Genomic DNA, 26,690 nt, shown 5'->3' with positions numbered 1-26,690 from the left:
CTGGAGCCGTGCCCGCGAAACGCGTCCGCCGCAATGGAAATCAACGGCATCGAAGAAAAAGAGAGTACAGGAACGAATTTTCGTTCCTGTACTCTCTCACTTGTGCCTAAGGGACTTTTTCAGTGCCCTCCATAATAACGACGCGCTCTTCGAATTTATTTTTTAGCTTTGCATTTTTTTCATTGTCGAAATAGATGGTTACATGTGTTTGTTCATCCTCCACAGAGACTTTCTCAATAGCGACGGTAAAATATTGCTGTAAATTAAAAAAGGCGTGTTCATCTGGAACATGCTCCTTCATCGCTTCACGCGCAGTATTTGTAAGTAAAATATGGCAGCGCGTCTGTATTGTCGCAATTGTTTTTGGTGCCATGAACACACCTCCCTCATAGTTTAGTCATAAAATTCATTATAACAATATTCTATAGCTGTATAAAGAAAAAATGCCCTGTCAAACAATAACAGGGCATGGTCGATCAACTTTGAATTTTTGCAACTTCCGCATATTTTGCATCCCAGGCTGCATCCACTTTTTTCAGTGCAACAGGGCGGAAGTTTTCCTTCTTCACTAAAATATGCTGTGACTTTGCCGTAACGGCTACAGTGCCGTCCTCATGCAAAATTTCATAGCCATATGTAGTGCGCAGTTTCGAATGCTCCTCAATCCAAGTGCGTATAGTCGCCGTTTGGCCATAGCGCATTGCGGCCTTATACTGAATCGAAAAATCCATTACCGGCGATAAATACCCATCTTCCTCAAGCTTTGCATAATTAAAGCCTAAATCCTTCACAATTTGCGTCCGCCCAATTTCGCAATACACGAGATAATTTGCATGATACACAACACCCATCTGGTCCGTCTCGGCATAGCGTACTTCTACTGTCGTTTCTGAAATAAACATTGCTTTCACCTCTAGTCGTATTATAGCGTGAAAAATATAGGGATGTAAGGGATTTTGGAGAATTATTATGTTGGCAAACTAAAAGTTAAAGAAAAAATAGTTTCGATAATCCGTAAACTAATTGATGGCGCACCAGATCAGATTTGATATATAAGACCGCTTAACATTTTATTACACGGCATGCGCGGCTTCATTTCTATTTAAAAGCGTTATCCCCATAAATAATATACCACCATAAAGATTGCAGCATTAAACTACTCCAGCAAAGTCAGAATCGGGAAAATATACGGTTCGCTTGGTTCATCTATAACACTCCAGCTAGACACCTTTACAATCGGTAGCTCATATTCGTCATAGCTTCCTGCACTTATGACACCTTCGATTTCGACCCAAGTATCTTGCTCAAGTGTATCAGCACCCTCCAATTCGGTTAGAAACCCAATAACACTCGCATCCGCCACACAGTGCGTAATCAAAAACCTTGAAAGCACCAGCTGATTACCTGCAAACTCGCCTTCCTTAAAAACAAATCCACTCATTTTAATCGTTCTGCCCTCATAATATCGAGGATTGTTGTTTATCTTTGCATAGTATGAGCTGAATATATCACTGTCCATCTTAATTATTTCAGCTTCCTCCAACACCCCAGCTTTCTTTTCCAATTCTTCTTCTGAGAGATAGTTATTGTTAATTAGCGGGATATGCTCACTTGAATAAATATCAATATTTTCTTTTTCCGCTAATGATTCCGAGGGTACTAAAAATTCACTGGGAGATTTCTGTTCTTTTTGTCCACCGCTTATCTGGGTCAGCACCGATCCTTTATTTGCAGCGATTGAAGAGTCCAATGTAGCAGGAGGAATCGTAAATCCAGTCATAACCGGAAAAGCGATGACGGCAAAACCTGAAATTTTGCGCAAACTCCACCGACTATCTGCATGTTCATGGCTACAATTAGTTGAGCATATATGATGAACATGCCTTTTTCGGAAAATTCGCGGCAGTTGGATTAGAAATAAGATGGAAAAAATTATTGCCGCCAATTTACTCATAAAATCGTATTTTGGATTAATGTATTTCGAAATATCTCCTGTCATTTGCAGATTTACAAAAAACAAAGCAAATAAGCCTAAAAGTACTGCTTTTAATATATGTTGCGAATTCAGCTTCACCCATTCATTCCTTTCCTACAAAAAACTTGTTAAATAAACACAGGCAAATACAATCGATGTGATGAGAAGAAATAACATAAATACAAATTTCGCTTTAAATACGCTCAATAGCATAATTGTATTTTTTAAATCAATCATTGGCCCATAAATCAGAAATGCCAATATTGATGTGGAAGGAAATAAGTTTCTAAATGAAGCACCAATAAAAGCATCCGCTTCTGAACACAATGATAAAAAATATGCTAATGCCATCATGATAACCGTTGACTGAATCAATCCATCGCCAAACAGGAAAAGCGATTGTGCCGAAACATAAGTTTGAAGAATAGCTGCCACCAATGCCCCGATAATCAAATACTTGCTCATATCAAAAAACTCATCAATTGAATGTTTCATCATATCGTGCACCCTTGTTACGAGTGGCTGTTTTTTGTTTGGTTGGGCAATTGAGCTGCCCGACTTGCTCTTTCGCTTTAATTGGCTCGATTTATAAACTATGCTCACAACAAGCGCAATTAAAACTGCTGCCACGAAGCCGACACCCATACGCATCAGCGCCATTTCCAAGTCATTTCCAAAAGCCATATACGTCGATATTATTACAATCGGATTAATCAATGGCCCGGTTAATAAAAAGCCTATCCCTGCATACAAAGGGACTCCTTTGCCGATTAATCGACGGACAATCGGCACAATTCCGCACTCACAAGCCGGAAATAACGCCCCAACAACACAGCTCATGAAAACTGCCATAACTTTATTTTTTGGAATCCACGCACGTATATGATCTTCAGTGATGAAAATCTGAATAAATCCCGCTATCAGTACGCCGATCAATACAAAAGGAATTGCCTCAATTAAAATACTAAGGAAAATTGTATTGAATTGCTTAAAAGAATTAGAAAGGTTTAAGGTTACACTCTCCGTAAGTATGGGCAATACCAAAAGCAAGCTAAGAAAACTCCCTAAAACAAACACTACCGTTAAATTTGCAGATAATTTCTGTCTCGATTGCACGGAATCGCCTCTTTCTAAAAATATCATTCGAATATCCAGTATGGGTGCCGAACTTTAATAGCCACTAAAATGGACCGTTTTATAGCTGCGGCTGCTGCATGTTTTCGGTACCAGAAGTTTGCCGAAAAAAGTTGAAATTAGATTATCCAAAGCATTATATTTATTTTAAACCGTAATAATTCTTATTTAATTTAAATTCATGAAATTTGACCAAAAAATCACCCTTTGCACTTAAAGGAAATAAATAGAAAAACCTAATATTAGATTGGCAAACTTTAAGCTGCGTTATTATTTTTTATAAATTCGTAAAAAATTCAATAAGCCCAATTCCCCAGGCAAAACAAATAATAATCGTAAAACTAGTTAAATTATCTATTGCCGCGCTATAAATACTCCGCAGTGTTAAAAGAAAGCTACCTATAACTCCGGTAATCGTTTTTATTTTTGAATTGTAAACACTGCTCTCATTATTTGCAGATAGAAAGGCAAGGCAATCTTAGCCTTGCCCTTTTTTCCACCATATTGAGATTACAGTTTTTTTGTGCAATGGCTATCGTTTTATCGTTGTTTCTTATAAAATCAATATATTGCCAATTATATTGATTATTAAATTTACTACGACCTTGGAGGAACTTATGATTAAACAAGCTACAATCGAACAAGCAACAGAGGCAGCAAATCTCGCCTTGCTGCTTTGGCCCGACAATGATTTAATTGAGTTTATCCAAAACATGGAAGACAATATTTTAAATTCGAGCAGCGCTGTCTTTTTAGCCTATCATGGAGAAAAAGCAATTGGATTTGCCCAATGTCAGCTTCGGTTTGACTATGTAGAAGGAACCGATTCAAGCCCGGTTGGCTATTTGGAAGGTTTATATGTTTTAGAGGGCTATCGTCAACAAGGCATTGCGAAAAAATTGGTGCATGCATGCGAACACTGGTCAAAAACAAAAGCCTGCACAGAGTTTGCAAGTGATTGCGAGCTATCGAATACTGCGAGCCTGCAAGTTCATTTAAAATTAGGCTTTACCGAGGCGAATCGCATTATTTGTTTTACAAAAAAGCTTTAAACGGAGTGGTTTATAATGAAATTGAGAAATGTGGAAGAAAGAGATCTAATGAATTGCACTAAAATATTTATGGAAGTATTTAATGCAGAGCCATGGAATGATGAATGGACCGATGGCATAGCGCTGCAATACTTGACGGATTTTTATGGAACACCGAACTTTTTGGGGATAGCGGCAGTTGAAAATGAGGAGGTACTTGGCTTTATTTTTGGTGTTCAACGTAAATGGTATAGCGGAGATGAATATTTCATTCATGAAATGTGCGTGGACTCAAAAAGGCAAAGTGAAGGGATCGGCAAAATGATGCTGCAGGAATTGGAAAAGCATCTTCAAGCAAAATCCATTGATAATATTGCACTGCTTACGAATCGTAATATACCGGCAGAGCAATTTTATAAAAACAATGGATTTGAAGAGATTGAACGGCTTGTCTTTTTGCATAAAGAAATTGAATAATGAGTAAAAAAGGTGCGGTAACTAAACTATTGGATTCGCACCTTTTTCTTTCTCTTTATAGCCTTTGAATAAATTCCATTAAAATCGGATTCAATTTTGCGGCATTGCGCATCGGAAAATCATGTCCCGCTTTAGAAACGAGCGTTGCGGCACAATACTTGTTTTGCGCCAACAGTGAAAGGGAATTCCTTATATCTTTGCTTTCACGGTCACCACATATCGCCAACATTGGAATTGAAACTTCATTGTACTGAGGAAAATCCTTAATATTCAAAGTTTCTTTAAAAAACGCTTTATAATTTTCCACTGTTATTTTATGAGCATATTCGGCCATGTCATCCGCCTGTTCCTTCGAATAGTTCCAATACTTGCCTTGCATTTTCACAACCCATTTAAAGCGCATCAATTTTACCGTTGCTGGCGCTAATTTGCAATACATGTCAATCGTCTTTTCATTTGGAGAAACATTCGCACTAAGAAGCACCGCAAAAGAAAACAGCGAAGGATATTCGCTGACTAGCTTGACAGCAAGCTGCGCACCGATGGAGTGGCCTATGATCCCAACAGTCGGTTTATTAAGCGACCGAATTAACTCAACAATTTCCTGTGTCAATTTTACAGGTTCATACAGAATCTCCGCCGATTTACCCGCACCAAATAGATGTGGTATGATTACATGAAAATCTTCCAAAAGCTTATATTGCTGTGAAAACGTATGTACAGCCATCGCCCCATGGAGGAGTACGATTGTCGGGCGATCGGGATTGCCAAATTGTTCGTAATATATCATATTTACACCTCTCTAACAATTTATATGAATTTAACTTATATTACCAAAAAACCAATAATGTATAATCAAATTGTGTTATTTCAATAAATTATTTGTCCACAAAAAAGCGGGGGTGCATCAATATGGCTCATTCTCAACCTAATAATCATCTAACTAAGGAACAAATCGGTGTATTATTAAAAGGTCCTGAAAATTGTTTAGCAAATACTGAAGCAAAAATAAAGATATCCAATTCCGATAAAACGGTTTTAAAAAGGCCAATAGAAAAATTTGCCGCATTACATATTGATAAAAAAGAATTTGGGAATGCAGATCAATACAACCACTTCATTGCCAATTTTGATCATATCGATTTTTATGTTGATAGTGAGAATGAAGATTCTATTTTTTACTCTCTTTCCTTGAAGACCAATACATATTCATACGATCTAAAGGAGAGTGGATTTTTAAAGTTGCCAAAATAAGCTTATTAAATGTTTTTGATAAGTTCTATTTCTTTTTGATAAGCCTATTTATATTTTCAACTTCCCTTTTTTCTAATAGCAGCATAATGCCCCAAACTAAAATATAAATAAAAACAACTTCGCAGAATAATGCAATTATTGATATAAAATTATTCATATCGTACCAACCGCCGAATGCTCCTGCAATATAAACAGAAGCAACAACAATTAAAAAATGGAGGATTAAAATAAAACGAAACGACCAGCGATCACTATTAAATAACATTGTCGCGGCACCGATAACTGCCCCAAGCATTATCGCTAATATAAGCTCTTCCAATAATTCCTCGCCTGTTAAGACACGTGAATCACCTAGCAAGGTACTGATTGTTACTACTACATACGAAACACTTAGGCCAATCAAACACCCTATTATAATATTTTGAAACCATTTCATTTACCTGCACCTCCATTAATAAGACCCAACTTCCCTTTTAAAACAGGCAAATATTTACGACTCACATTGAACGAAACTTCATTCGTTAAAATGAGCTGAGGGAAGTTTAGCAATTTAGATTGAAGTGAATGAATTTTATCAATATTAATGAGGGTTGATTTATTGATTCTAATAAATTTATTGGCGTATTTTTCCGCTAATTCATACAATTTTAGTTTACATTCATATTCATCTTCATCTGTTTGCACCAATACCTTCGTATCTTCTATAAATACTGAAAAAACAGCATCAATTTTTAATACATAAATATCGGCTCCTTTGTATCCTATTAAGGTTTCTTGCGGGGAATTTTTTAGAATATTCATCAATTGCTCAATTTCAGGATTAAATTCAGATGTGTAAATATGTACTTCAGTGTCTTTTTTATCGGCTTCAATATGTAAATGTACCTTCATAGAGACCTCCTTCATATATTTACTATATCACCAAATCCAATCTTTTCACTTTTATATTAATAAGTAGCGTTTTTTAAGGCGTAAGTGGTTGATTTGTATAAATAAAATGCAAAAAATAGCCTCCGTCAAATTTCACGGGCTATTATGAGTTTGATAATCCAATTTATTTGGATGAGTATGTTCCAATTATTCATTATGTAGCGACACGTACTATTTGTACCGTTAAAAATTAATATAGAAAAAACGGATTCAGAAAGTCGACGAGACCTCAAATCCGCTTCTTATATCAAAACATCAATATTCTGTAATCGATCAACCAATTTCAAAATCAAACATGTATTATATGCCTAATTCAATCATTTTCTTCGTAACTTTCTCGATTCTGTAATCTATATTAGCACCGTCATATTTTGAAAGTTTTTGCTCACTTGCAATTTTCCCGTCCTGCATAAACAAAATGCGTTCCGCCCTTGCCGCAACCTTTGCGTCATGTGTTACTAGCAGAACTGCTGTCCCCTCTTCGTTGATTTCAGCAAATATGTTCATTATTTCCTGGGCCGATTTTGAATTGAGTGCTCCGGTAGGCTCATCTCCGAAAATGATTTTCGGATTGTTCATAAGTGCTCTGCAAATGCCTGCACGCTGCAGCTGACCTCCTGATACTTGTGTAATGTCATGTTGCTCCAGCTCTTTAATGCCGACTCTTCTCATAAGTGTTCTCGCCTTCTTCAAAAGTTTGGTCACATTTTTTCTGTTGTCGCGCATTACAGGTAAAATGATATTGTCGATCATATTTAAATTTTTCAGCATTGTTGGTTGCTGAAAAACGAATCCCATTTTTGTTCTGCGAATATCCGAAAGTTCATTTTCGCCCATTGCCGATAAATCCTTATCTTCAAACAGGACCTTTCCGCTATTAATATCATCCATACCGCTTAGTGCATACATCAACGTTGATTTCCCTGACCCCGATGGACCCATCACCGCAACAAATTCGCCATCATCTATATGAACTGTAACCCCATCAAGAACAGTTCGCTGCTCATTTCCCGCTTTGTAAGATTTTACGATATGATTGCCGGTAATAATCTTCTTCATATGCCTACCCCTTTATATTTTCTGAAATTTTGATTTGCCCTGCACCCGATATGCCGCCAAATGTTGCAATCAGTACGGCAAACAACATTATAAGCGGAGAAAGTATATATGCTGATAGCGGATTAACGCTAAACTTGAATGAATCTACCCCAAACGAGGAAATAATTACACCCGCAAGCATTTCCCCGACAGTATTTGCCAGGATCGTACCTAAAACAATCCCGATAAACAGGACGACTACCGAACGTGAAACATATTGAAGCTTAATATCCGACTTTGTAAAACCTAGTGCTTTTATTATCGCAATGGAAGTTCTATCCTTCGCAATAAGCATTTTCATGAATAACAATGTAATCAGTATCGTTATAAAGAGCGAAACACCAATTGCCGCATAGGATGCCTTCTCAACAGAATTTATTGTTGATCCGAAAGTTTGTGCAATATATTCGGCAACATCTGAGACTTTTGCATAACTATATAAGCTGGAATATTCCGAAATTTTTTCATGCACAATGGATGTTTCCGAAAACTCAGCAATGATAAGACTCCACATAATATCTGAGGAGTTATCGGTAAATACGGCTTTTGCAGTTTTACCGCCGTTAGTAATATCAGAATATACACCGCTTACAATAAAATCTTCTTCCTTACCTTCAATTACTAATGTAACAGCATCGCCTATCTTTTTATTCATTTCATCGGCGTTTATAGACGAAAGGGCAATTTCGTTTTCTCTGGCAGGGGCATTGCCTTGGGAATATGCTATAGGGAATGCAGAGTGATCGCCTAATTCGATTTTTAAGTTTTCCTCCGTTCCATCATTCATTTTTACCTTGAATATCTTTGTCGTAAGCGCTGTGTAATTTGCAATGCTCCTGTCTTTATCCATTTTTTTTAGAATTTCGTCGGTTTTTATAGAGATATTTCCAGTTTGCTGTATATCGATACGCATATCATAATCGCCAATACCCATAAATTGCGTGAAACTTTTTGAGGATATCGTGCTGTACAGATTTTGCGGAACAATGATGATGAATGATGCAAAGACCAATACAGCAAGCATTGTGGCATAAAGTTTCTTTCTTGCGAGAACATCATTCATTCCAAGGAAAATATTCGTATTGAACAACCGATTTCGATTTAGGGAAAAACGCTTTGCCCCTGAACTTATTTCCTGGGAAGCACCAAACCGGATCGCTTCTGCCACGGATATTTTTTTAAAATATTTCAATACATTATTTACATAAATAAGAATTGCCAATAACACAAGAAGTATGCCAATGATTCCAAAAAGAAGCGCAATAGAAGAGTTTTCGCTTTCACCCATATAAAGGCGGATGTTTTCAAGCAACAGGCTTTTGAACATAAGCGAAAGCAAAAAACCGACTATGCTGCCGAACATGGCAATCACTATATATTTTGCGAAGTAAATCTTTTTTATATATGCATTAGGCAGCCCTATCGCTTTCAAAACGCCAATTTCGTGATAATCATCTTCCATTTTTGCAAGAAGGGTAAATCGAATGCAAATGAATGCTATTGCCACGACAAGTGCGCTTACAAGCAGTATAACTGCAATCATCATCCCATCTGAAATTGCATTCATCATTTTGAAAAGCGTATAAGTAACGGTTGGACCGTTCGCTTCCAGACCTGCAGTCGCATAAGCTGTTTCAAATTGACGTAATGCGGACAGATCCTTTAATCTGAACTCGATTAAATATTCTATACTTCCCTGATTTCTTATTTTGTTATAATCGTTTTCATTGACAAGAAATCTCTTCGAAGCGGAAAGCGTGGAATTCATCTGCGAGTCACGAAGAAAACCAGCGACGATGAATTTCTGCCCGCTTATTGCCGCCATGTCACCGATCTTTGCTATATTTTCTTTCATATAACTTATCGGAACATAAATTTCTCCTTCTCTTGCATTTATAATATTGCCGTCAAGGTCAAGAAGGTAGTCAAATTTCTCGCTCTGTATGCTTAAACCGTTATCCTGCACATTTTCCGCCATTGAATTATCGCCAAGTATAATATTTGCACCATCTATATTGAGAAATTCAATAACTTGAAATTCATCGACATTACGATTACGCTCTGCAAAATTTACAAGCCTGGAAGTATTGATTTCACCAGAGTGCATCTGCATAAAATGGGGCGTTTTAGCTTTTGTCATTAGGGTGTCCAGTGCCCCTGATAGATTGATCGCGAGTATCGCCGCTAATGATACAAGCATTGCGGCGACAGCTATGAACAACATAGTAGCCAGCGAAATCAGTTTATTCTTTAAAATGTCGTTGCGTACAATTCTGAAATACATAATTCACCTCTGTTTTCAACTTGTTAACGAATTTTACATTTGTGGAATTGCAACAATGGAAGGTTTTAACATTTATTCTGAATTAGGAACAATATTTACCGCGCTATCAATCGTTGCTCAACATCTGTATAACGGACATAAGGCTTCCGCTCTTGGCACCGAGGAGTCTTTCTACATTGAAAATAAATGCCTTGATGCGTTTAGAACGTTCCTCATTCGTCATCGGCACTATATCATCATCAAAAATAGTGTTTGCATATGTTACAACCATTTCCATACATTCATACGGGTATGGTGTGCTGAATATGCCTTGCTCAATGCCCTCGCTAATGATTTCCGCCAATATAGGCGTAAGGCCATTAATAATAATTTTCTGTATTTTTTGATGCATAAGCGCATTCTGTGGCCTATGAATATGTTCCATAATTTCCTCGCTGTTGTCTCCGCTTAATTTTACCGCCATGACAACACGGACAATACGATTGACTAAAGGAATCGTTTTATCTTTGGCAACTTCCTGGGCAGCATTTAAAAGGCGGTCACTATAACGTTCAATTAGAGCATCCATAATATCTTCCTTTGATTTGAAATGATGGTATAATGTCCCCCTTGCAATTCCCACCTTTTCGAGGATATCGTTTGTACTTGTGCCGTCAAAACCCTTTATATGAAAGAGCTCGTCAGCCCTATCAAGAATTTCATTTTTACGTTCTTCAGCTTCTTTTCTCATGTTCTCCTCCTTACAGACCGATTGTCTGTCTGTTAAATTATAACATGCTGTATTTGGTAGTCAAGTGGATGTTACGCAAATATTTGTAAATAATATACGCTGAGAGCAATCGAATGGGCAGCAACCCGTAAAGTAAATTTCCGATTAATCTCAGCGAAGAAAATTTAATTAATGAATTTTTTTATTTCATTTATTTGCTCTAAATGCCTCTTTCTTTTTAAAGTATGGATAGTTATTTTTCAGCTTCATCCAGATTAATCAACGCTATCTCAATTAATTTCAACTAATAATAATGCTTATTAATAAAAAATACGGGTATTTTCAATCCAACAATCTTTGCTAGCTGTACTCGATTGTTTATTGATTAATTCGACCTGTACTTCAAAATCCTTTTCTTTTACGAAACTTAGAAATTGTTCGTTTTCCAACTGTATGATTATCTGATTCTCTTCCACTATGCAGCCTTCAAAAACAATTGCCAGCATTTCAAAATCCGATGTCGTAAAAGGTCCGTTTATCCGAATTCGTTTAATACCGACAATATTGTTTTTTATTGAATTAGGAACCATAAACTTTTCCAGCTTTTCTCTCATTTTTGCATTTTTCATTTGTTGAAAGCCAATTTGCATCGGGACATTTTGAAAAAAGTCCAAATAACTATTATACCAAGGCATAGTTTTGGAAATTAGATTAAAAAAGAATTTAAATTCTATACATTCAGGATCCGAAATTGATATTCCTTTCGATTTTAATTTCTTCGACAGGCAATCCAAGTCATCGATATCTAACATAAGGCATATTAAGCCACGTTCCTCATTATTGAAGGCTTCTACCCATTCCTTTTTCCAACCACCGCCATCTCTTTTCTTTATAGAAATTAATTCAAAGTATTCTTTGCCTATCCAAATATTTGTAGCTTTAAAACCTCGTGTAGCTTTTCCCTTTTTTGGATCGTAAAGTAAACCTGCTTCCCTAATATTTTGGGCATATTTCCCCTCCTTTTGATAATCATTTCCTACATTTAAAACTAAGTGATCAATTTTCATCTTTAATTACCCCCTCATTATATTCAACTAAAAATACTCAACATTGAGTATTAGCGTAAAATTTTATTCCCTCTGATTTATAGAGGGAATATTTTTTATTTTACTGTTGTCAATACTTCTTTTACAAATAAAATTTGATGCTGAATGATATCAATCATATTTTGAGAAACTAAATTTATCAGTGGGGATAAATCTTCATTTATGTATTGTCTTTTTACCTCCATTCCGCAAGTTATAATATTTAGTTCTTTCTCTAACATTGCTAATTGCTCTTCTAAGGCTTTTTCAGCTTGTTCATTTGGGAGGTTTTCAATAAAAGATAACCCAGCATAAAGTGAAAGCGGATATGGTACCTGTGACGATTGAATAGCATTAAAAGTTAATAATTTCAAATGCTCTTTGCCTAAGTCCGTAATTTTATATATAACTTTCTGGCGGTGACCTACGTTTTCTATTTTATATACTTCTATGTAATTGTCTTTTTCCAGCTTTTTTAATGCATGATAAATTGAACCTACCTGTACGCCAGACCATCTTTCTGCTTCGTTAACCTGTAGCATTGTTTGAATATCGTAGCCAGACATTGGTTGCAAATTCAGTGCACCTAAAACAAGAAGTTGAGTCATATATTAATCCTCCACATAAAATACTCTATATTGAGTATCTTATTTGCATTATACACATTTGTCAATAAAAGGATTTACGGGGGACTTATGCAAAACCAATATAACTTGATAAAAAACACCGAGTCAAAAATTAGTATAATGCTGGCGCCTTTGTGAAAGTAATTGTTCAATTAATCTGCTCTGATGTTGATGTAGTATACGAATTTTTTTCATTTGAAACGAGCATAGCAATTTCAAAAATGAGTTCTTTTAAAGGCATAAATACTAAGGTCTATAAGATACAAAGTCTACATGCTTCTTTTCCCTGAAAGCGTTTTTTATAACACGCTAATTCCTCTCGTAATACAAACTCATTCACATGAGCCGAAAATATTGTCATTAGGGCAATTACCATAGCATTTTTAACAGTAAACACACTATTAAAAATATACGGCTGTAATAATTATTTTGTCATTTCTATTATCCTAAAAACACCCCTTCTACTAGAAGAGGTGCCCGCCATTATTTTAAAATTTGTTTCATCCAGTTTTCGAAATTTGCAATAACTGTATCTAAAAATCCAATAGTATCTTCATGGATGAACCGGCCTTGCTCATTGAACTTTTCGTGTACTGCCCCAATGTAAACTTCATTTCCAGGTAATAAGGGAGAATTTAAACCACTGGCAAATAAAATATCGCGCAAATGCATTTGAGCCTTCACAGAACCTAAAATCCCCATTGAAGAACCTATAATCATTGAAGGTTTTCCGTTCATGACTTTATCCACTCTGCTCATCCAGTCTATCGCATTTCCTAAAACTCCCGGAATCGTCGAGTTGTATTCTGGTGTAACCCAAAGCACTGCATCCGCTGCTTTTACTTTTGCTTTAAAATTCAGCACTTCTTCAGGTGCTTCAAGTTCAATATCCTGGTTATACATTGGAAGCGGCGCTAAGTCCAAAATTTCTAAATCGAATTTTTCCGCATAACGCTCCTTAATATGTTTTGCCAACTTTAAATTGTACGAATCTTTGCGAATACTTCCTACGATTGCTACTATCTTCATTAAACAACCTCCAAAAAATTTCAATTAGACTAAGGCTCCGATTTCCTAAGTGATCATGTTACACCCCTTATGCAATTTGTAAATTAGTTCCTTTTTGCGTATTAATTGCTCATGCGGCACCTGCAAAGGCATAGATGGAGTGGCCATTTAGAAAAATCGGAACAGCGACATATTGAATTTCTGCATTTCCTTCTTCATTATGATGAGCATATCCATCCGTTTTAATAACTTTTAAATGATAATGGAAGAGCTGTGCATTTTGAAACATATTTTCTACCGCTCGTTCAAGCGCTAATTTTTTCAGTGCTTCTTCGGGATTCTACCAGTGTAAATTTGACAATATGACCTACGAATATTTGAAATTCTTGCGGGAGTTTCGCAATAGTCCGGATTTCTCCTCTTATTAATTTTTGCTCTCCTGCTTTTCCAATCATCCAAACTTCAATGTTTTGCATGATCAATTGCTTGATGCAGCAAATTAATAATGTGGTCGTCATCGCTCGAGTAATATAAAGTCGTCCCATCCCGGCGAAATTTCACTAAACGTAAATTTTTCAAAAATCGCAATTGATGGGATACGGCGGATTGATTCAAATCGAGCTTTTCCGCAATATCATTTACAGAATGTTCCTCACAGCATAGCATGTTTAAAATGCGAATACGTGTAGGATCACTTAACGCTTTAAATGTTTGCGAAACGACAAATAATGTTTCATCATCTAATTCATGCTGTGTTCTTTTTTCTATCGTCATAGTATCTAACTCTCTTTTCATAATAATTTGGAAGAAAAACTGTTTAATGGTGGTGATGATGATGAAGGTCTGCACTTTGTTTTGCTGTACAATAAATGGCTTCATCATGTAGATGGCTGCTTGTTTCTACTTGAATTGTAACATGGTGGATATTTTCGTGTGCTAAATCATGTTCCAATTTTTTTAGTAATTGTTCACTTTCATTCACTGTTAACCGGCCATCTACAACAATATGGCAGGACAACGCATTCAACCCGCTTGTAATAGACCATATGTGCAAATCATGCACCCCATCAATTTCAGGCATCTGTTTGATTGTTTGTATAATCGCTTCCGTATTTATACCAGCCGGCGTGCCTTCCATTAAAATATGCAAAGAAGCTTTTGTCAGATAAAACCCGCTCCGTATAACAAGTGCTGCGACAAATACGCTTGCTAATGGATCTGCCCAACCCCAGCCGAAGAACATGATGAGCAAAGCTGCGATAATTGCCCCGACAGAACCAATCATGTCGCTTACTACATGCAGGAATGCCCCGCGCATATTTAAATTTTCTTTCGTATCTGCACCGCGCATCATAATCCATGCCACTAAAATGTTTACCGCTAAACCGATGCTGCTGATGATCAGCATGCCCATCGATGCAACTTCCGGGGGATTCATAAAACGTTCAATCGCCTCGTAAAAGATAAATAAAGCGATTAAAATCAATGTTAGACCGTTTAATGTAGCAGCTAATATTTCTACACGTTTATAGCCAAATGTTTTACTCCCGTTCGCAACCCGTTCGGCAAAAATAATCGCCAGCATTGCAATTCCAAGCGAAACCGCATCACTGAACATATGGCCTGCATCCGAAAGAAGTGCAAGACTATTCGTCAGCCCCCCGCCAATCGCCTCCACAATCATGAAGCTTGTAATAATTAAAAACGAAATAAACAGAATTTTTTTGTTTGTACTATGTGAATGATGATGATGTTCCCCCATAATAATCCCCCTTGTTTTTGATATATGAACATATACTCATATATAGAATAATGCAATTTTTTTTACATGTCAATAACAAATTCATAGGGCTGGTTGTCCTTTTTAACAAAAAAGAATGTGAAAAAAATTATTTTGACACATTCTTTACATCAACTGCATTGAATTAACTTTCCCCTAAAATTATTCACCTAAACCAAATCATACATAAAGTTAACCGATTGGGGCATCCCGGGGTTTCTTTCTATTTCATGCTCCATTATGTAGGCGACTCTCCTTTCCCGTTGAGGTGTATTAGGCGCGGTACATGAGATGAATTTGATCGGCGATAAATTGAGCGCTTAAATGAGCGCCATCCTTTAACCACCATGTGATGACGCCGACAATTGAAGCAGATTTTATTTGGCTGTCGACGATACTTTTGGATGAAACATGCATGCTATTGAATCTTCTCATTTCAATTAAATTTTTCATTAGCTCAAATAGAACTTTTTCAAATTGTTCAAATTGGAAAAGCAATTTGAGAAAATGCTTTTGCGACGCTAAATAATTCAATAATTCGATTAAATCATTCTTTTTGCTCAGTTTATGTGTCACATTCAGATCCTTTATTTTTTCCGTCACTTCACTGAAAATTTCCTGTACTAATTCATTCAGCAAATGATTGATGTCCTCATAATGCAAATAGAAAGTTGTCCTGTTTAAAGTGGCCTGTTTTGTAATCTTTTGCACTGTCAATTGATTTAGCAGTATCCCTTCCTTCAAAAGCTCAAAGACGGCATCCTTTATCATTTCTTTCGTCCGTACTGCGCGCGGATCACTTTTTTTCAACATTTTAATCATTCCTGTCTATTAAAAGGTAATATATCTACATTATGAATATTTTTGTCGATTAGTCGACATTCTGTGCAATATTGTGTATAGCCAATTAATCGCCCTAATTGTTATGATATTTAGTAGACAAATTGTCTATAAAGTTATCGTAGCTTAAGGAGTTTTAGAATGCAAAATGAATTATCCGAACAGACAAGAAAAATACTGCTCATCGTCATGATTGCAGGCTGTTTTTTCTCGACTTTAAATCAAACACTCCTCAATGTAGCTTTAAGTGATTTAATGGTTACTTTTGCTGTTACCCCAACTACAATTCAATGGTTGGCAACAGGATTTATGCTTGTGAATGGGATTTTAGTTCCAATTACCGCTTTTTTAATAAAGCGCTTTTCAACACGCCAATTATTTATAAGTGCGATGTTATTTTTATTGATCGGTTCCATAGTCGCGGCTTGTGCAGTAAATTTTGGTATGCTTTTAACAGGACGCATGATTCAGGCTGTCGGAGCAGGCATTATTTTGCCGCTAATGATGACCGTAATTGTCCATCTATTCCCTGAGGAAAAACGGGGTGCTATTATGGGAAAAGTCGGATTCGCAATTATATTTGCTCCTGCCATCGCCCCGACAATAGCCGGCTTTATTATTGATTACCTGTCATGGCGTTGGCTATTTATCAGTTTAATTCCATTTGTTGTAATTATTATTGGCTTTGCTTATAAATATTTAATGAATGTAAATGAAGGGACTAAAACGAAGATTGATGCGATAAGCTTGATTTATTCAACGGTTGGTTTCGGCTTTTTGTTGTTTGGCTTTAGCAGTGCAGGTAACAGGGGCTGGAATGATGTGGTCATTTTGACAACGATCGGCTTAGGGCTTGTCATTATCATTTTGTTTTGCCAACGCCAAATTTCATCAAAAGATCCGTTATTAAATTTATCGGTGTTCCGTAATAAAATGTATTCCATGACGACGATCGTCAATGTTGCGATTACTATTTTAATGTATGCGGATTTGATTTTGCTTCCGATGTATTTACAGGATGGACGCGGTTTCACTGCTTTGGATGCTGGGCTATTGCTGCTTCCGGGTGCTATTATTAATGCTTTATTATCTCCTGTCACAGGAAAGCTGTTTGATAAATACGGCGCAAAACCGCTGTTTATCATCGGTTTAAGTTTAATTGCGGTTTCCATGTGGCTCGTCATGGACCTGTCCTCTTCCACTTCATATATGTATATACTTGTACGGACAATAATTTTGCGTATTGGTTTGGCATTTATTACAATGCCGCTGAATACAGCAGCATTGAATGCGATACCGAAAGAGTTGGCCTCACACGGCTCAGCAATTAATAACACTGTTCGTCAACTGGCAGGAGCGATTGGTACAGCTGTTATCGTCACTATATATGCATTACAATCAACAGATTTATCGATTCAGGTAAATGAAAGCTATGCTAATGCTGCAAGCGCCACGTATTTTTATATGTTTATAGTCGCGGTCATTGCCTTTATTATCGTACTTTTTGTCCCTAAAAAAGCGCATTGACGAAAGAAGAGGTGTTCCAAAAATCATTTGGGACACCTCTTTTCGATATGCAACACGGCAATTCATTGTAGCCATCCCCGAACCAATGCATTTTCAATTAGGGAAAGCTGTTAACTAATTTATTAAGTGAATGCTTTCATGCTTACCATTTTTTCGCCTCGTTCGCTACATATAGCGCGACGGTTTTATTACGCTTCCACACATCGTTCCAACGACTTGAAGGAACAGATCCCTCACCGGCAAATGGGGCAATCTCAACTGTCATCGCCGGCCGGTCCTTCACCTTTGTAAAGTAATCTTCAGATGCTGCGATCGGTTCATTTTTCGCTGTCACCGGCATCATTTTATAGCCAGTAATCGAGGAAACGCCTTTCACCAGCTTTTTCGAGCGTTCAAATTGTGTCTTCGCCCGGCTCCAATAAATAATCTGACCGGAAGAATGGTACGACACATACGCCAAATGATTGCCTCGGTCTATGAATTGCTTCATCGCGACTGCTTCGGGCTCTGTATATGGGGCCGTCCCTTTGTAAGCTTTAAAAGAGGGCTTTGTTGTCTTGATTAAATGCCAATTCACATTAAATTGCCGATTTAAATCGACGCCATTTATATTCGCTTTCCACCGATCAAAATTTGTGCTGTTATTCATTGCTGTAAGTTTTGCAATTGGTGTTTCGACCTTCCCTCCTTGGGAAAGCGTCACGCCATCCGGGTTGACCATCGGCACAAACACAATACTTACTTCATCCAATATTCTTTTCACATCATATTGCTCAATTTTTGTGCCATTAACATATGCTTTTAAATACGTTTCGACCATTTCCATCAACACATTTGTCGTCATATGTTCGCGCCCATGAAAGGCTGCATCGAATAATATTTCTTTTTTCCCTGCTCCAATTTTGAGCGCATACAATGAACGTCCTTCAACGGACTGACCGATTTGCTGCAGTTTTGTTAGTGAAGGATACATAAGCGAAAGCAGCTGCAGCTTATATGCAACTTCATCATATGTTAACACGTTTGACCCGTCCACCAGCTGCACAAAATGAAAATCCGTCAAAGTAATAAAAGCTTGTTTTGATGAATGACGGACGATACCTTTATTGCCCTTTATATTTTGCAATGTTAGCTTTTCCTTCTGTGCCACCTTTTTGATAATATTGCTTTGTTCATCTACTATTGCTGTTTCTTTTTTTGCCATCACTTGAACTGGATAAGCTTTGTACAGTACATCTTTTGCCTCGGCATTCATCGCTTCAGCATTTGAAACGAAGAACAGAAAAAAGAGCGTGCCTACAGTAATAATCTTTTTCAATGATACTCCCCCTGTATGTATGCTGATGAATATCCCTTCTATACCCTTAATTGTACAAAAAAACAGCCTGTAAGCATCTTACTTCTTACAGGCTGTATTCATTAATTGTCTTTCACGTCTTTACGATTTTTCTTCAGCATTTTTGATAATACTTCATATACAATCGGTACGACGATTAATGTTAATACTGTAGACGATAATAAACCGCCGATTACTGTTACAGCTAAGTCCTTAGAAATCAGACCGCCGCCAGCACCGCCGAATGCCATTGGCAGCATCGCACCAATCGTCGCAATCGCCGTCATTAAAATCGGACGTAAACGTGTCGCCCCTGCTTCAAGAATCGCTTCACGCATATTCATACCACTATGTTCCATACGGATAATACGGTCTACAAGTACAATTGCATTTGTAACAACGATACCAATCAACATGAGCAGCCCCATCATTACTGATACCGAAATTGTTTGGCCTGTCACGAATAACCCAATCCAAGAACCAATTACCGTAAATGGCAATGAGAATAAAATCGCGAATGGCGCTAACCCTTCACCGAACGTTACAACTAGGATAAAGTAAACAATCGCAATCGCGGCAACCATTGCTACCCCTAATTGTGTAAATGTTTCAGCCATATCTGCTGCAACACCGCCTACACCTGTCGTAACCCCTTTAGGTAATTCTAAATCAGCAATTTTTTCATCTGCTGCAGAAGTTGCTTTCGAAATATCTTTGTCTGTAATTGTAGCAGATACAGTTGCAAAGTATTCCCCTTTTTGACGAGATAATGAATTTAATGTTGTACCTTCCTCCAGCTCTACCAATTCACCGATTGTCATCGTCTGACCAGTCGCTGTCTGGATTGGCGTTTCCAATAATTCATCAATGTCGGCAGCAGCTGATTTTGCTTCGCGCTGTACAACGACATTAATATCCGCGCCATCCCTTTCAACCGTTGTTAAAATTTCTTTATTTGTGTTCGTTTGTAAAGCCATTAAAATTTGTGCCGTTGTCAAACCGTATTGTAATACGTTTTGCTGATCAACTTTTAATACATTTTCTACATATGGTGCAGATGCATTTGATTCAACTTCATCCAATCCATCGATGTCGACCAGAACATCTTCCACTTGAGCAACAGCTTCATTCAGTTTATCTAAATCTTCGCTGTATAACGTATAGCTAACTTCATTTGAAGACATACCCATCGCGAAGTTTTGCGTTTTCCACTCGCCAGATTGCCCAACATTAAAGATGTAGTCCTCTACCTCTTTTTTAGCTGCAGGGAAATCTTTCATATCAGGATCGAAAATGGCGTAGATTAAACCGCCGCCAGCTCCTCCACCTGTCATCATGGAAGCCATATCTGTTGAAGGCTCCGTATTCACCGATAATTGTAAAATATCGATGTCTTTACGTTTCATTAATTCCTGCTCAACTTCTTCAATGTTCGCCAATGTATTTTCCATTAACTCGCCAGTTTTTGGTGTGTATGTTAAATACATAACTTTCTCTTCCTGGGAACCCATAAAACTAAAACCGATTAATGGAGTTAAAGCTAAAGAGCCAACTAACACTACAATTGCAATAATTGAAGTAATCCATTTATGATTTAAGCATTTCTCTAGGAAGCTGCGGTAAGTTAATGCAAGTTTACCAACTTCTTTATGCTGGCTTTCTAATTTCTCACCGTAAATTTTCTTTCGGAATAATGTGTGAGAAAGTGCTGGCACGATTGTAATCGCAACAATTAATGAAGCGATTAATGCAAATGACATTGTCAATGCGAATGGTACGAATAATTCCCCTACCATACCGCCTACAAATACAAGTGGCGCAAATACCGCAATCGTTACTAATGTTGAAGATAAAATCGGCTTGAACATTTCAATTGTTGCTTCACGAATAAGCGCACGACCTTGTAATTTTTCTTCTTTTAAATGCATACGGCGGTAAATGTTTTCCACCACTACAATCGAGTCGTCAATTACACGTCCGATTGCCACCGTAATCGCACCAAGTGTCATAATGTTAAGTGTAATATCCATCCAGTGCAATAGCATTAATGCCATAAATACTGATACTGGAATAGAAATAATCGAAATGATTGTCGATTTGAAGTCACGCAGGAATAAAAGGATAATCAATACCGCGATCAATCCGCCGAACACTGCTTTTTCAACCATTGTAAAGACTGAATCTTCAATAGGCTTACCTTGGTCTAAAGAAATATCCATTTGGAGACCGGAGATTAAATCCTGCTCTTCTTCGATTAAATCTTTAACGGCATTAACTACCGTTACAGTGTTTGCATCTTGCCCTTTCACGACTTGGATGGCGATAGCGTCTTTACCATTCGTGCGGGAAACCGATTGAACCTTGCCAACCTTTTCGATCTGTGCAATATCTCCTAACTTTACGAAAGGTACAGGATTTGTTTCAGATGGTGTGACAGGGATTAACATTTCTTTCAAATCTTCAACTGTTTTAAACTTGCCATCTACCGCTACAGCTTGCTCGCCTTCTTCAAATTTGTATAAACCTAAAGAAATCGCCAAGTCGCTCGCTTGAATCATTTGCTTAACCGAATCCTCTGTCAAGCCCAATTCTTTCATTTTCGCTTCATCATATGTGAAAGCCACTTCTTCAATATGCTGACCCGTTACTGTCGCAGAGGCAACACCGTCAATTTTGTTTAGCTTCGGAAGAATAATTTGCTCGACCGTTGAAGTTAATTCAACGATGTCTTCCTCTTTGCTGCTCACAGATAACGCAATGACCGGCATCATATTCATGCTGATTGCCATAATCGAAGGCTCCTGTGCACCTTCAGGAAGTGAAATATTATCTAATGCAGCTTCCAATTGACGTTTCTTTTCATCCATATCCACGCCATATTCATATTCCACCTGAACTTGGGAAACATTTGAACTAGAAGTAGAATAAACGGCCTTTACATCTTCTAAACTTTCTACTGCCTTTTCATAAGGAATAGAAAGATCATCCATTACTTGCTCCGGTGTAGCTCCTGGATATACACCCATTACGATTAAGTATGGGATCGAAATATCAGGGATCGATTCCATCTTCATTCGTGTTGATGAATAAATACCAGAAAATACGATTATGATTGTTAACAACCATACGGCAAGCTTGTTTTTTAATACAAAATTAACTAAGCCTTTCACGGTTCCACCTTACCTTTCTTGACTATATGTAACCACCATTTTATAATAATGACTAGCCGGTCACGTGTCAATTGAAAGGGGTATGAACTTATTATGACAAGAAAACAATTGATAATCGATTCTGCCCTTCAGCTATTTGCGGAAAAAGGAATAGAAGCTACGTCAGTACAACAAATTACTGACCATTGCGGTATTTCAAAAGGTGCATTTTATTTATCATTCAAATCGAAGGATGAGCTCATCTTTTCAATTATTGAACATTTTATGAACAATATTATTCGAGAAGTTGACCAAGCAGTCAATGAAGGTTCGACACCGTCAGAAAAGCTTCATATTTATTTTGTTTACACATTTAAAATAATGTCACAATATACAGGCTTCGCCGAAGTTTTATTGAAGGAAAAGGTTTCAGCCATTAATGAAACATTAATTGAACGGATTCATTATTATGTGGAGCTGTCTAAAAAAAGCTTGGAAAAGTTGTTGTTTGATGTATTCGGAGAGCAAATTGAAGGAAAGCAGTACGATTTAGTCATCGTCGTAAACGGAATGATACAATCGTACTTACAATACTTTTTCGAATCAAGCAAACCATTCGATATTTTAAAGCTTGCAGATTCACTTGTAGAGAAAACAACATTATTGGCTACAAAAAGCCAAATCATTTTTTTGCAAAGTTCTTCACAGCTTTACAATCGTGTTGAAAATTATTCGACCGAGCATATTATAGAAGAACTCAATCAACTTCAAAAGCTTACGAATAATAAGTTGGAGCTGGATTCGATTCAATTGCTTAAAGAAGAGCTTCTGCTGGATAAACCACGCAATGCAATCGTTCTTGGCCTTGTTTCCAATTTAGAGAAAAATGAAAGCTTAAATTGGATTACTTTATATTTAAGAAAGCAATTTAGCTAATAAAAGATGGCAAGCAAAATAATTATGCTTGCCATCTTTTGTTATTCTGCAGGATTTAAGAAATTTAATATTTCTCGAAGGACAGTTTGCGGATCTTCCAGCATACCTAAATGACCCGTATTTGTTTTTATTTTCGAGACGTTCGGATTTGTTGTTTCAATCGGTGTGACCGCATTGTCTTGCTCGCCTTCAATTACCAATATTTGTGTGGACGTCACATCTATTAAATCACGTTGATCTGGTCGGGTTTTCATCGCGCCAAGTGCAGTGACAAGTCCTTCCGCTTTCGCTTCATAGGCAACTTCTTTTGCGAATAATACATCTTCAGTTTTAGCGTCAGGTGCTAAAAAATTATGAATGATGCCATCAACAAATGATCCAACACCATGTTCCATAATTTCTTCTTGCTGCTTTGTTCGTTTCTCGATTGCTTCTGCCGTATCAGGGGCATCAGATGAATATAATAATACCGCTTTTTCAATATTCGTATAATTCTTTTCAATTGCCGCCAATGTAATATAGCCACCCATTGAATGGCCAATCCAATATGATTTTTCCACTTTTTCAGCCATCAGGACATCGATAATTCCTTCTGCATAACGGTACATCGTGTAATCGCCCTCTGGTGCCTCACTTTTTCCATGACCAGGCAAATCAATCGCTATTACATCAAAACGCTGTATTAAAGCATCGATTATTCTGTCGTAAATTGCCGTCCCGCCCAAAAATCCATGAATTAATACAACGGCTTCCCCTGAACCGTTTCGAGTATAATTTAACATGCGCACTCGTCCTCCCCCATCCATTTTCCCTATATCCTTTTCCTTAATTATCGGTTCGTAAACATGCTTAAATTCGCAATCCATACGAAAATATTAGTTTGTATACTATATTTTTAAATTGATATTTCCGGCAATCAAAAATTTACGCTTTCTCTTTTTCGTTGTTGGATACGCAGCGTCTATATTTTTTCTAGCTATAAGTCCGACAACCGGTCCAATCGCCATATTGAAGAAGCCCCATTCCCGGTAAACAATCTTCCAAATTTGAGCTGAATTCAAAATTCCAGTTAGTTCAGCGCAATCACTGAAACACTTCTATTTTAGCCATATATAAAAAAGGGTGTTCTAAAAGTTTTTTTGGAACACCCTTTTGCAGCAAAGAGAGGTATAAATTAATGGGGGCTGCACTATTTAGCCCTTAACTCAAATATATGATTTTTTCCGCCTGAAAGTTGGCTTCACTTCCGCAAATAAGATAGCACAGAAAATGAGCACACATCCTACAAGCATGCGACCTGTTAAAATTTCATTCAAAATAAGCACCGAGAACATCGTACCGAACAATGATTCCGTTGATAGAATAATCGCAGACTTCGTAGGATTCGCATATTGCATCCCGATATTTTGACAAACATAGGCAACACCCGTGCAAAATACAGCTAAATAAACGATGATTCCAAATCCTTCAGAAGTGTAGGTCGTCGGCACTTCACCTAATATTAATACAGAAATGACGCTAAGCACTGTCGCTGTAAAAAATTGAACAATCGTCAATGCGAGCGCATCCTCCGTTTTTACAAAAACATTCGTATAAAAAATATCGAATGCAAAGCCGACTGCACAAAGTATGGATAAAAAATCCCCAATATTAATCGTTAACGAATCTTGCAATGATAAAAAACCAATTCCGATTACTGCAACGCCCGCAGCGATAAATTCAAACCGGTCAATTCCCCGCTTATAGATGACATAAGCTATAATTGGAACGATAATTACATTAATTGCAGTCAAAAAAGCATTTTTGGACGGGGTCGTATATTCCAGGCCCATCGTTTGCAATGTAAATGCTATAAATAGAATGGCGCCGAGCACTGCGCCTTTCCATAATACCGCTTTAGAAATTAGTCGAAGCTTTTTATAAAAAATAATACTTAAAATAACAGAGGCTAATAAAAAACGCCCTGCCATCAATTGAAACACTGTCCAATGTTCCAGACCTTTTGCCATTCCAACAAAGCCGCTTCCCCACATGACAGCGGTAATGAGCATTAACAGCTCGCCTTTATATTTTTGCATACAATTCCTTCTCTCTCATTTAAAACAATTAAATTTACAATAATCAAAATCACGTATAAAAGATAGCGAAAATTCAAAAATATATAAAAATTCGTGCTAAATTGGCTAATATTTCGCTTGACCATTCATACTAAAAAGGTTTTTTTATGTACAAAAGGATAGATATATTGCTGTTGTTCGATAATTGGTTCGAAGGGATAATAAATAATAGCTTTAATAGTGTCGGATAATCTGTATATAAAATGTGAATATATTTCCTTTATTTGTAATATCGAATGCTGAAATTAATTATATGAATGGCAATTTACCTTTTTTTCGTGTAAAATAGGCTTTTACAATAATTTAGGGACGTGAACAAATTGATTAAAATTGAAATGCCAAAGCCGGATTTAGTAATTCGTCAGCGTGAGCAAGTTTTGAAACAAGGAGAGGTGGAAATTAAGCCATACTTCGGTTTCATTGATTTCCATAAAATCACGCGGGATAAAGGCGGGATTTTCTTCTTCTATAATGAACAAAACGAGCTTTTATTCGTCGGGAAAGCACGAAAAATCCGTCAACGCATCAAAAAGCACTTTGAAGATAATGTATCGCCTGTGAAAAACCACCGCGGCGAAATCCACAAAATTGAAGTATATGAAATTGAGGATCCAATGGAACGCGAAATTTATGAAACGTACGCAATCAACCAGTTCCAAGCGAAATACAATATCGATAAAGTATTTTTCGACCGCCAATAAGCAGATGAACACCTTGCCACTAAGAGAAATCAAATGGCAAGGTGTTGTTTTATTGCTGTATTTTATAATCGAGCATTTCATTGATTTTTGATAAATCTTCCATAATGCCTTTTTTCTGATTGGCAATGCCGTCATACCATTTGTTTAAAATATTCTGCATGCCCTGCTCAATTTCTTTTTCTTCAGATACTAGCTGAACCATTACATCAATTACTTTCGTGCGCTCTTCATAAAATTTCACGCGTGCCGGGAAATCTTTTCCGATATTTTGCTTGAATATATAGCCCAATTTAATAATACCGTTGTTCATTAATTGCTCCGAATAAAGAGTGGAACCAACCACCGCTAAGCGCTCGTTAAAATCAGGCTCCTCTTTAATGTAATTTTGCATCATCATCGCCACTTCACTTGCGAACAATTTCAGCTTATTGCGCTGACCGTCCATCAAGCTTTTAGTCTCTTCAAAAACAGTGAGCATCGCCTCTGTATGCTCAAGCATATTTTTGACTTTATTTAACGGCTCTTCATTCGCATTGTTTAATCGGACTTGAATTGTTCGGTATACATATTGGCGCTGTAAATAAGCCGACAGTAAAATTATTCCGTTATAATGAATACTTGCCTCGTAATGTTGTTCAGTAATCATAATTTTATTAATCCTCCAACCCGTAAGTACTATACATTCATAACAAT

Annotated in this window: 28 protein-coding genes; 6 read left to right on the top strand and 22 right to left on the bottom strand. The window is 37.1% G+C overall.

Translation table 11 applies throughout. The features are described from left to right. Window positions 1-106: 106 nt before the first annotated feature. From ACTHOQ_RS10525 to ACTHOQ_RS10510, 4 genes are all read right to left on the bottom strand, one after another. Window positions 107-373: a hypothetical protein gene (locus tag ACTHOQ_RS10525; protein ID WP_440496035.1), complete on the bottom strand. Its 267-nt coding sequence runs from the start codon at window positions 371-373 to the stop codon at window positions 107-109. 103 nt (window positions 374-476) lie between these two features. Then, complete coding sequence (locus ACTHOQ_RS10520; RefSeq protein WP_440496034.1) at window positions 477-902, bottom strand: acyl-CoA thioesterase; 426 nt, start codon at window positions 900-902, stop codon at window positions 477-479. A gap of 254 nt (window positions 903-1,156) precedes the next feature. Next, entirely contained in the window at window positions 1,157-2,074 is a 918-nt protein-coding gene (locus ACTHOQ_RS10515; RefSeq protein WP_440496033.1) for a TIGR03943 family putative permease subunit, read from the bottom strand. A gap of 15 nt (window positions 2,075-2,089) precedes the next feature. Continuing rightward, on the bottom strand, window positions 2,090-3,025 hold the full coding sequence (locus ACTHOQ_RS10510) for a permease (RefSeq protein ID WP_440496045.1): 936 nt from the start codon (window positions 3,023-3,025) through the stop codon (window positions 2,090-2,092). 701 nt (window positions 3,026-3,726) lie between these two features. Here ACTHOQ_RS10510 and aac(6') point away from each other — a divergent pair. Together aac(6') and ACTHOQ_RS10500 are read left to right on the top strand one after the other, a co-directional pair. Further along, a complete protein-coding gene (aac(6'), locus tag ACTHOQ_RS10505; protein WP_440496032.1) occupies window positions 3,727-4,161 on the top strand; it encodes an aminoglycoside 6'-N-acetyltransferase in 435 nt (144 codons plus the stop codon). Between the two features lie 15 nt (window positions 4,162-4,176). Continuing rightward, window positions 4,177-4,617, top strand: a complete 441-nt coding sequence (locus ACTHOQ_RS10500) for a GNAT family N-acetyltransferase (RefSeq protein WP_440496031.1) — start codon at window positions 4,177-4,179, stop codon at window positions 4,615-4,617. Window positions 4,618-4,672: 55 nt separating this feature from the next. On the opposite strand, the gene ACTHOQ_RS10495 is transcribed toward ACTHOQ_RS10500, so the two are convergent. Beyond that, the gene (locus ACTHOQ_RS10495) at window positions 4,673-5,407 is read right to left on the bottom strand and encodes an alpha/beta fold hydrolase (RefSeq protein ID WP_440496029.1); all 735 of its coding nucleotides are present in this window, start codon (window positions 5,405-5,407) and stop codon (window positions 4,673-4,675) included. A 122-nt stretch (window positions 5,408-5,529) separates the two neighbouring features. Between ACTHOQ_RS10495 and ACTHOQ_RS10490 the strand changes: the two genes are divergently transcribed. Next, window positions 5,530-5,871: a hypothetical protein gene (locus ACTHOQ_RS10490; RefSeq protein WP_440496028.1), complete on the top strand. Its 342-nt coding sequence runs from the start codon at window positions 5,530-5,532 to the stop codon at window positions 5,869-5,871. Between the two features lie 25 nt (window positions 5,872-5,896). Here ACTHOQ_RS10490 and ACTHOQ_RS10485 read toward each other — a convergent pair whose 3' ends face one another. The 12 genes from ACTHOQ_RS10485 to ACTHOQ_RS10430 all read right to left on the bottom strand — a co-directional run bounded on the left by ACTHOQ_RS10485 (window position 5,897) and on the right by ACTHOQ_RS10430 (window position 16,204). After that, window positions 5,897-6,307, bottom strand: coding sequence for a DUF3021 domain-containing protein (locus ACTHOQ_RS10485; protein ID WP_440496026.1), 411 nt, complete (start codon window positions 6,305-6,307; stop codon window positions 5,897-5,899). Beyond that, window positions 6,304-6,762, bottom strand: a complete 459-nt coding sequence (locus ACTHOQ_RS10480) for a LytTR family DNA-binding domain-containing protein (protein WP_440496025.1) — start codon at window positions 6,760-6,762, stop codon at window positions 6,304-6,306. Before ACTHOQ_RS10480 ends, ACTHOQ_RS10485 begins: the two co-directional genes overlap by 4 nt. Before the next feature lie 339 nt (window positions 6,763-7,101). Further along, window positions 7,102-7,860, bottom strand: a complete 759-nt coding sequence (locus tag ACTHOQ_RS10475) for an ABC transporter ATP-binding protein (protein ID WP_440496023.1) — start codon at window positions 7,858-7,860, stop codon at window positions 7,102-7,104. A gap of 4 nt (window positions 7,861-7,864) precedes the next feature. Next, complete coding sequence (locus ACTHOQ_RS10470) at window positions 7,865-10,183, bottom strand: ABC transporter permease (RefSeq protein ID WP_440496021.1); 2,319 nt, start codon at window positions 10,181-10,183, stop codon at window positions 7,865-7,867. A 106-nt stretch (window positions 10,184-10,289) separates the two neighbouring features. Then, window positions 10,290-10,913: a TetR/AcrR family transcriptional regulator gene (locus ACTHOQ_RS10465; RefSeq protein WP_440496019.1), complete on the bottom strand. Its 624-nt coding sequence runs from the start codon at window positions 10,911-10,913 to the stop codon at window positions 10,290-10,292. 299 nt (window positions 10,914-11,212) lie between these two features. After that, window positions 11,213-11,959: a VOC family protein gene (locus ACTHOQ_RS10460; RefSeq protein WP_440496017.1), complete on the bottom strand. Its 747-nt coding sequence runs from the start codon at window positions 11,957-11,959 to the stop codon at window positions 11,213-11,215. A gap of 95 nt (window positions 11,960-12,054) precedes the next feature. Further along, a complete protein-coding gene (locus ACTHOQ_RS10455; RefSeq protein ID WP_440496016.1) occupies window positions 12,055-12,585 on the bottom strand; it encodes a PadR family transcriptional regulator in 531 nt (176 codons plus the stop codon). 501 nt (window positions 12,586-13,086) lie between these two features. Then, window positions 13,087-13,632, bottom strand: coding sequence for an NADPH-dependent FMN reductase (locus ACTHOQ_RS10450; protein WP_440496014.1), 546 nt, complete (start codon window positions 13,630-13,632; stop codon window positions 13,087-13,089). Window positions 13,633-13,741: 109 nt separating this feature from the next. Next, the gene (locus ACTHOQ_RS10445) at window positions 13,742-13,936 is read right to left on the bottom strand and encodes an IclR family transcriptional regulator domain-containing protein (protein ID WP_440496044.1); all 195 of its coding nucleotides are present in this window, start codon (window positions 13,934-13,936) and stop codon (window positions 13,742-13,744) included. Window positions 13,937-14,073: 137 nt separating this feature from the next. After that, on the bottom strand, window positions 14,074-14,385 hold the full coding sequence (locus ACTHOQ_RS10440; RefSeq protein WP_440496043.1) for an ArsR/SmtB family transcription factor: 312 nt from the start codon (window positions 14,383-14,385) through the stop codon (window positions 14,074-14,076). Between the two features lie 43 nt (window positions 14,386-14,428). Beyond that, a complete protein-coding gene (locus tag ACTHOQ_RS10435) occupies window positions 14,429-15,373 on the bottom strand; it encodes a cation diffusion facilitator family transporter (protein ID WP_440496013.1) in 945 nt (314 codons plus the stop codon). Between the two features lie 291 nt (window positions 15,374-15,664). After that, window positions 15,665-16,204 (bottom strand): TetR/AcrR family transcriptional regulator, encoded by a 540-nt coding sequence (locus ACTHOQ_RS10430; protein ID WP_440496011.1) that lies wholly within the window; start codon window positions 16,202-16,204, stop codon window positions 15,665-15,667. Between the two features lie 168 nt (window positions 16,205-16,372). On the opposite strand from ACTHOQ_RS10430, the gene ACTHOQ_RS10425 reads away from it, so the two are divergent. Further along, a complete protein-coding gene (locus ACTHOQ_RS10425; RefSeq protein WP_440496009.1) occupies window positions 16,373-17,758 on the top strand; it encodes a DHA2 family efflux MFS transporter permease subunit in 1,386 nt (461 codons plus the stop codon). 142 nt (window positions 17,759-17,900) lie between these two features. Here the strand turns inward: ACTHOQ_RS10425 and ACTHOQ_RS10420 are convergent, their stop codons facing one another. Both ACTHOQ_RS10420 and ACTHOQ_RS10415 read right to left on the bottom strand, forming a co-directional pair. Next, entirely contained in the window at window positions 17,901-19,076 is a 1,176-nt protein-coding gene (locus tag ACTHOQ_RS10420; protein ID WP_440496008.1) for a M14 family zinc carboxypeptidase, read from the bottom strand. Between the two features lie 101 nt (window positions 19,077-19,177). Then, on the bottom strand, window positions 19,178-22,264 hold the full coding sequence (locus ACTHOQ_RS10415; RefSeq protein ID WP_440496007.1) for an efflux RND transporter permease subunit: 3,087 nt from the start codon (window positions 22,262-22,264) through the stop codon (window positions 19,178-19,180). A gap of 93 nt (window positions 22,265-22,357) precedes the next feature. On the opposite strand from ACTHOQ_RS10415, the gene ACTHOQ_RS10410 reads away from it, so the two are divergent. Further along, the gene (locus tag ACTHOQ_RS10410) at window positions 22,358-23,179 is read left to right on the top strand and encodes a TetR/AcrR family transcriptional regulator (RefSeq protein WP_440496005.1); all 822 of its coding nucleotides are present in this window, start codon (window positions 22,358-22,360) and stop codon (window positions 23,177-23,179) included. Window positions 23,180-23,220: 41 nt separating this feature from the next. Here ACTHOQ_RS10410 and ACTHOQ_RS10405 read toward each other — a convergent pair whose 3' ends face one another. Continuing rightward, the gene (locus ACTHOQ_RS10405) at window positions 23,221-23,961 is read right to left on the bottom strand and encodes an alpha/beta fold hydrolase (protein ID WP_440496004.1); all 741 of its coding nucleotides are present in this window, start codon (window positions 23,959-23,961) and stop codon (window positions 23,221-23,223) included. Window positions 23,962-24,384: 423 nt separating this feature from the next. Next, entirely contained in the window at window positions 24,385-25,257 is an 873-nt protein-coding gene (locus ACTHOQ_RS10400; protein ID WP_440496002.1) for a DMT family transporter, read from the bottom strand. A 359-nt stretch (window positions 25,258-25,616) separates the two neighbouring features. Here ACTHOQ_RS10400 and ACTHOQ_RS10395 point away from each other — a divergent pair, with 359 nt between their 5' ends. Further along, window positions 25,617-25,997 carry a nucleotide excision repair endonuclease gene (locus ACTHOQ_RS10395; protein ID WP_440496001.1) on the top strand — a complete coding sequence of 127 codons (381 nt, stop codon included), beginning with the start codon at window positions 25,617-25,619 and terminating at the stop codon, window positions 25,995-25,997. 49 nt (window positions 25,998-26,046) lie between these two features. Here ACTHOQ_RS10395 and ACTHOQ_RS10390 read toward each other — a convergent pair whose 3' ends face one another. Then, complete coding sequence (locus ACTHOQ_RS10390) at window positions 26,047-26,643, bottom strand: transcriptional regulator (RefSeq protein ID WP_440496000.1); 597 nt, start codon at window positions 26,641-26,643, stop codon at window positions 26,047-26,049. Window positions 26,644-26,690: the final 47 nt, after the last annotated feature.

It is taken from the genome of Solibacillus silvestris (genome assembly GCF_051967575.1).
Lineage (GTDB): Bacteria > Bacillota > Bacilli > Bacillales_A > Planococcaceae > Solibacillus > Solibacillus silvestris_B.
Note: the sequence above shows the minus strand (reverse complement) of the source record. Positions and strands in the feature narration are given on the sequence as shown.

Coding starts and splice junctions, on each gene's coding strand:
- ACTHOQ_RS10525 (WP_440496035.1), bottom strand. CDS start 373: ATGGCACCAAAAACAATTGCGACAATACAGACGCGCTGCCATATTTTA.
- ACTHOQ_RS10520 (WP_440496034.1), bottom strand. CDS start 902: ATGTTTATTTCAGAAACGACAGTAGAAGTACGCTATGCCGAGACGGAC.
- ACTHOQ_RS10500 (WP_440496031.1), top strand. CDS start 4,177: ATGAAATTGAGAAATGTGGAAGAAAGAGATCTAATGAATTGCACTAAA.
- ACTHOQ_RS10495 (WP_440496029.1), bottom strand. CDS start 5,407: ATGATATATTACGAACAATTTGGCAATCCCGATCGCCCGACAATCGTA.
- ACTHOQ_RS10490 (WP_440496028.1), top strand. CDS start 5,530: ATGGCTCATTCTCAACCTAATAATCATCTAACTAAGGAACAAATCGGT.
- ACTHOQ_RS10485 (WP_440496026.1), bottom strand. CDS start 6,307: ATGAAATGGTTTCAAAATATTATAATAGGGTGTTTGATTGGCCTAAGT.
- ACTHOQ_RS10480 (WP_440496025.1), bottom strand. CDS start 6,762: ATGAAGGTACATTTACATATTGAAGCCGATAAAAAAGACACTGAAGTA.
- ACTHOQ_RS10475 (WP_440496023.1), bottom strand. CDS start 7,860: ATGAAGAAGATTATTACCGGCAATCATATCGTAAAATCTTACAAAGCG.
- ACTHOQ_RS10470 (WP_440496021.1), bottom strand. CDS start 10,183: ATGTATTTCAGAATTGTACGCAACGACATTTTAAAGAATAAACTGATT.
- ACTHOQ_RS10465 (WP_440496019.1), bottom strand. CDS start 10,913: ATGAGAAAAGAAGCTGAAGAACGTAAAAATGAAATTCTTGATAGGGCT.
- ACTHOQ_RS10460 (WP_440496017.1), bottom strand. CDS start 11,959: ATGAAAATTGATCACTTAGTTTTAAATGTAGGAAATGATTATCAAAAG.
- ACTHOQ_RS10455 (WP_440496016.1), bottom strand. CDS start 12,585: ATGACTCAACTTCTTGTTTTAGGTGCACTGAATTTGCAACCAATGTCT.
- ACTHOQ_RS10450 (WP_440496014.1), bottom strand. CDS start 13,632: ATGAAGATAGTAGCAATCGTAGGAAGTATTCGCAAAGATTCGTACAAT.
- ACTHOQ_RS10440 (WP_440496043.1), bottom strand. CDS start 14,385: ATGACGATAGAAAAAAGAACACAGCATGAATTAGATGATGAAACATTA.
- ACTHOQ_RS10435 (WP_440496013.1), bottom strand. CDS start 15,373: ATGGGGGAACATCATCATCATTCACATAGTACAAACAAAAAAATTCTG.
- ACTHOQ_RS10430 (WP_440496011.1), bottom strand. CDS start 16,204: ATGTTGAAAAAAAGTGATCCGCGCGCAGTACGGACGAAAGAAATGATA.
- ACTHOQ_RS10425 (WP_440496009.1), top strand. CDS start 16,373: ATGCAAAATGAATTATCCGAACAGACAAGAAAAATACTGCTCATCGTC.
- ACTHOQ_RS10410 (WP_440496005.1), top strand. CDS start 22,358: ATGACAAGAAAACAATTGATAATCGATTCTGCCCTTCAGCTATTTGCG.
- ACTHOQ_RS10405 (WP_440496004.1), bottom strand. CDS start 23,961: ATGTTAAATTATACTCGAAACGGTTCAGGGGAAGCCGTTGTATTAATT.
- ACTHOQ_RS10400 (WP_440496002.1), bottom strand. CDS start 25,257: ATGCAAAAATATAAAGGCGAGCTGTTAATGCTCATTACCGCTGTCATG.
- ACTHOQ_RS10390 (WP_440496000.1), bottom strand. CDS start 26,643: ATGATTACTGAACAACATTACGAGGCAAGTATTCATTATAACGGAATA.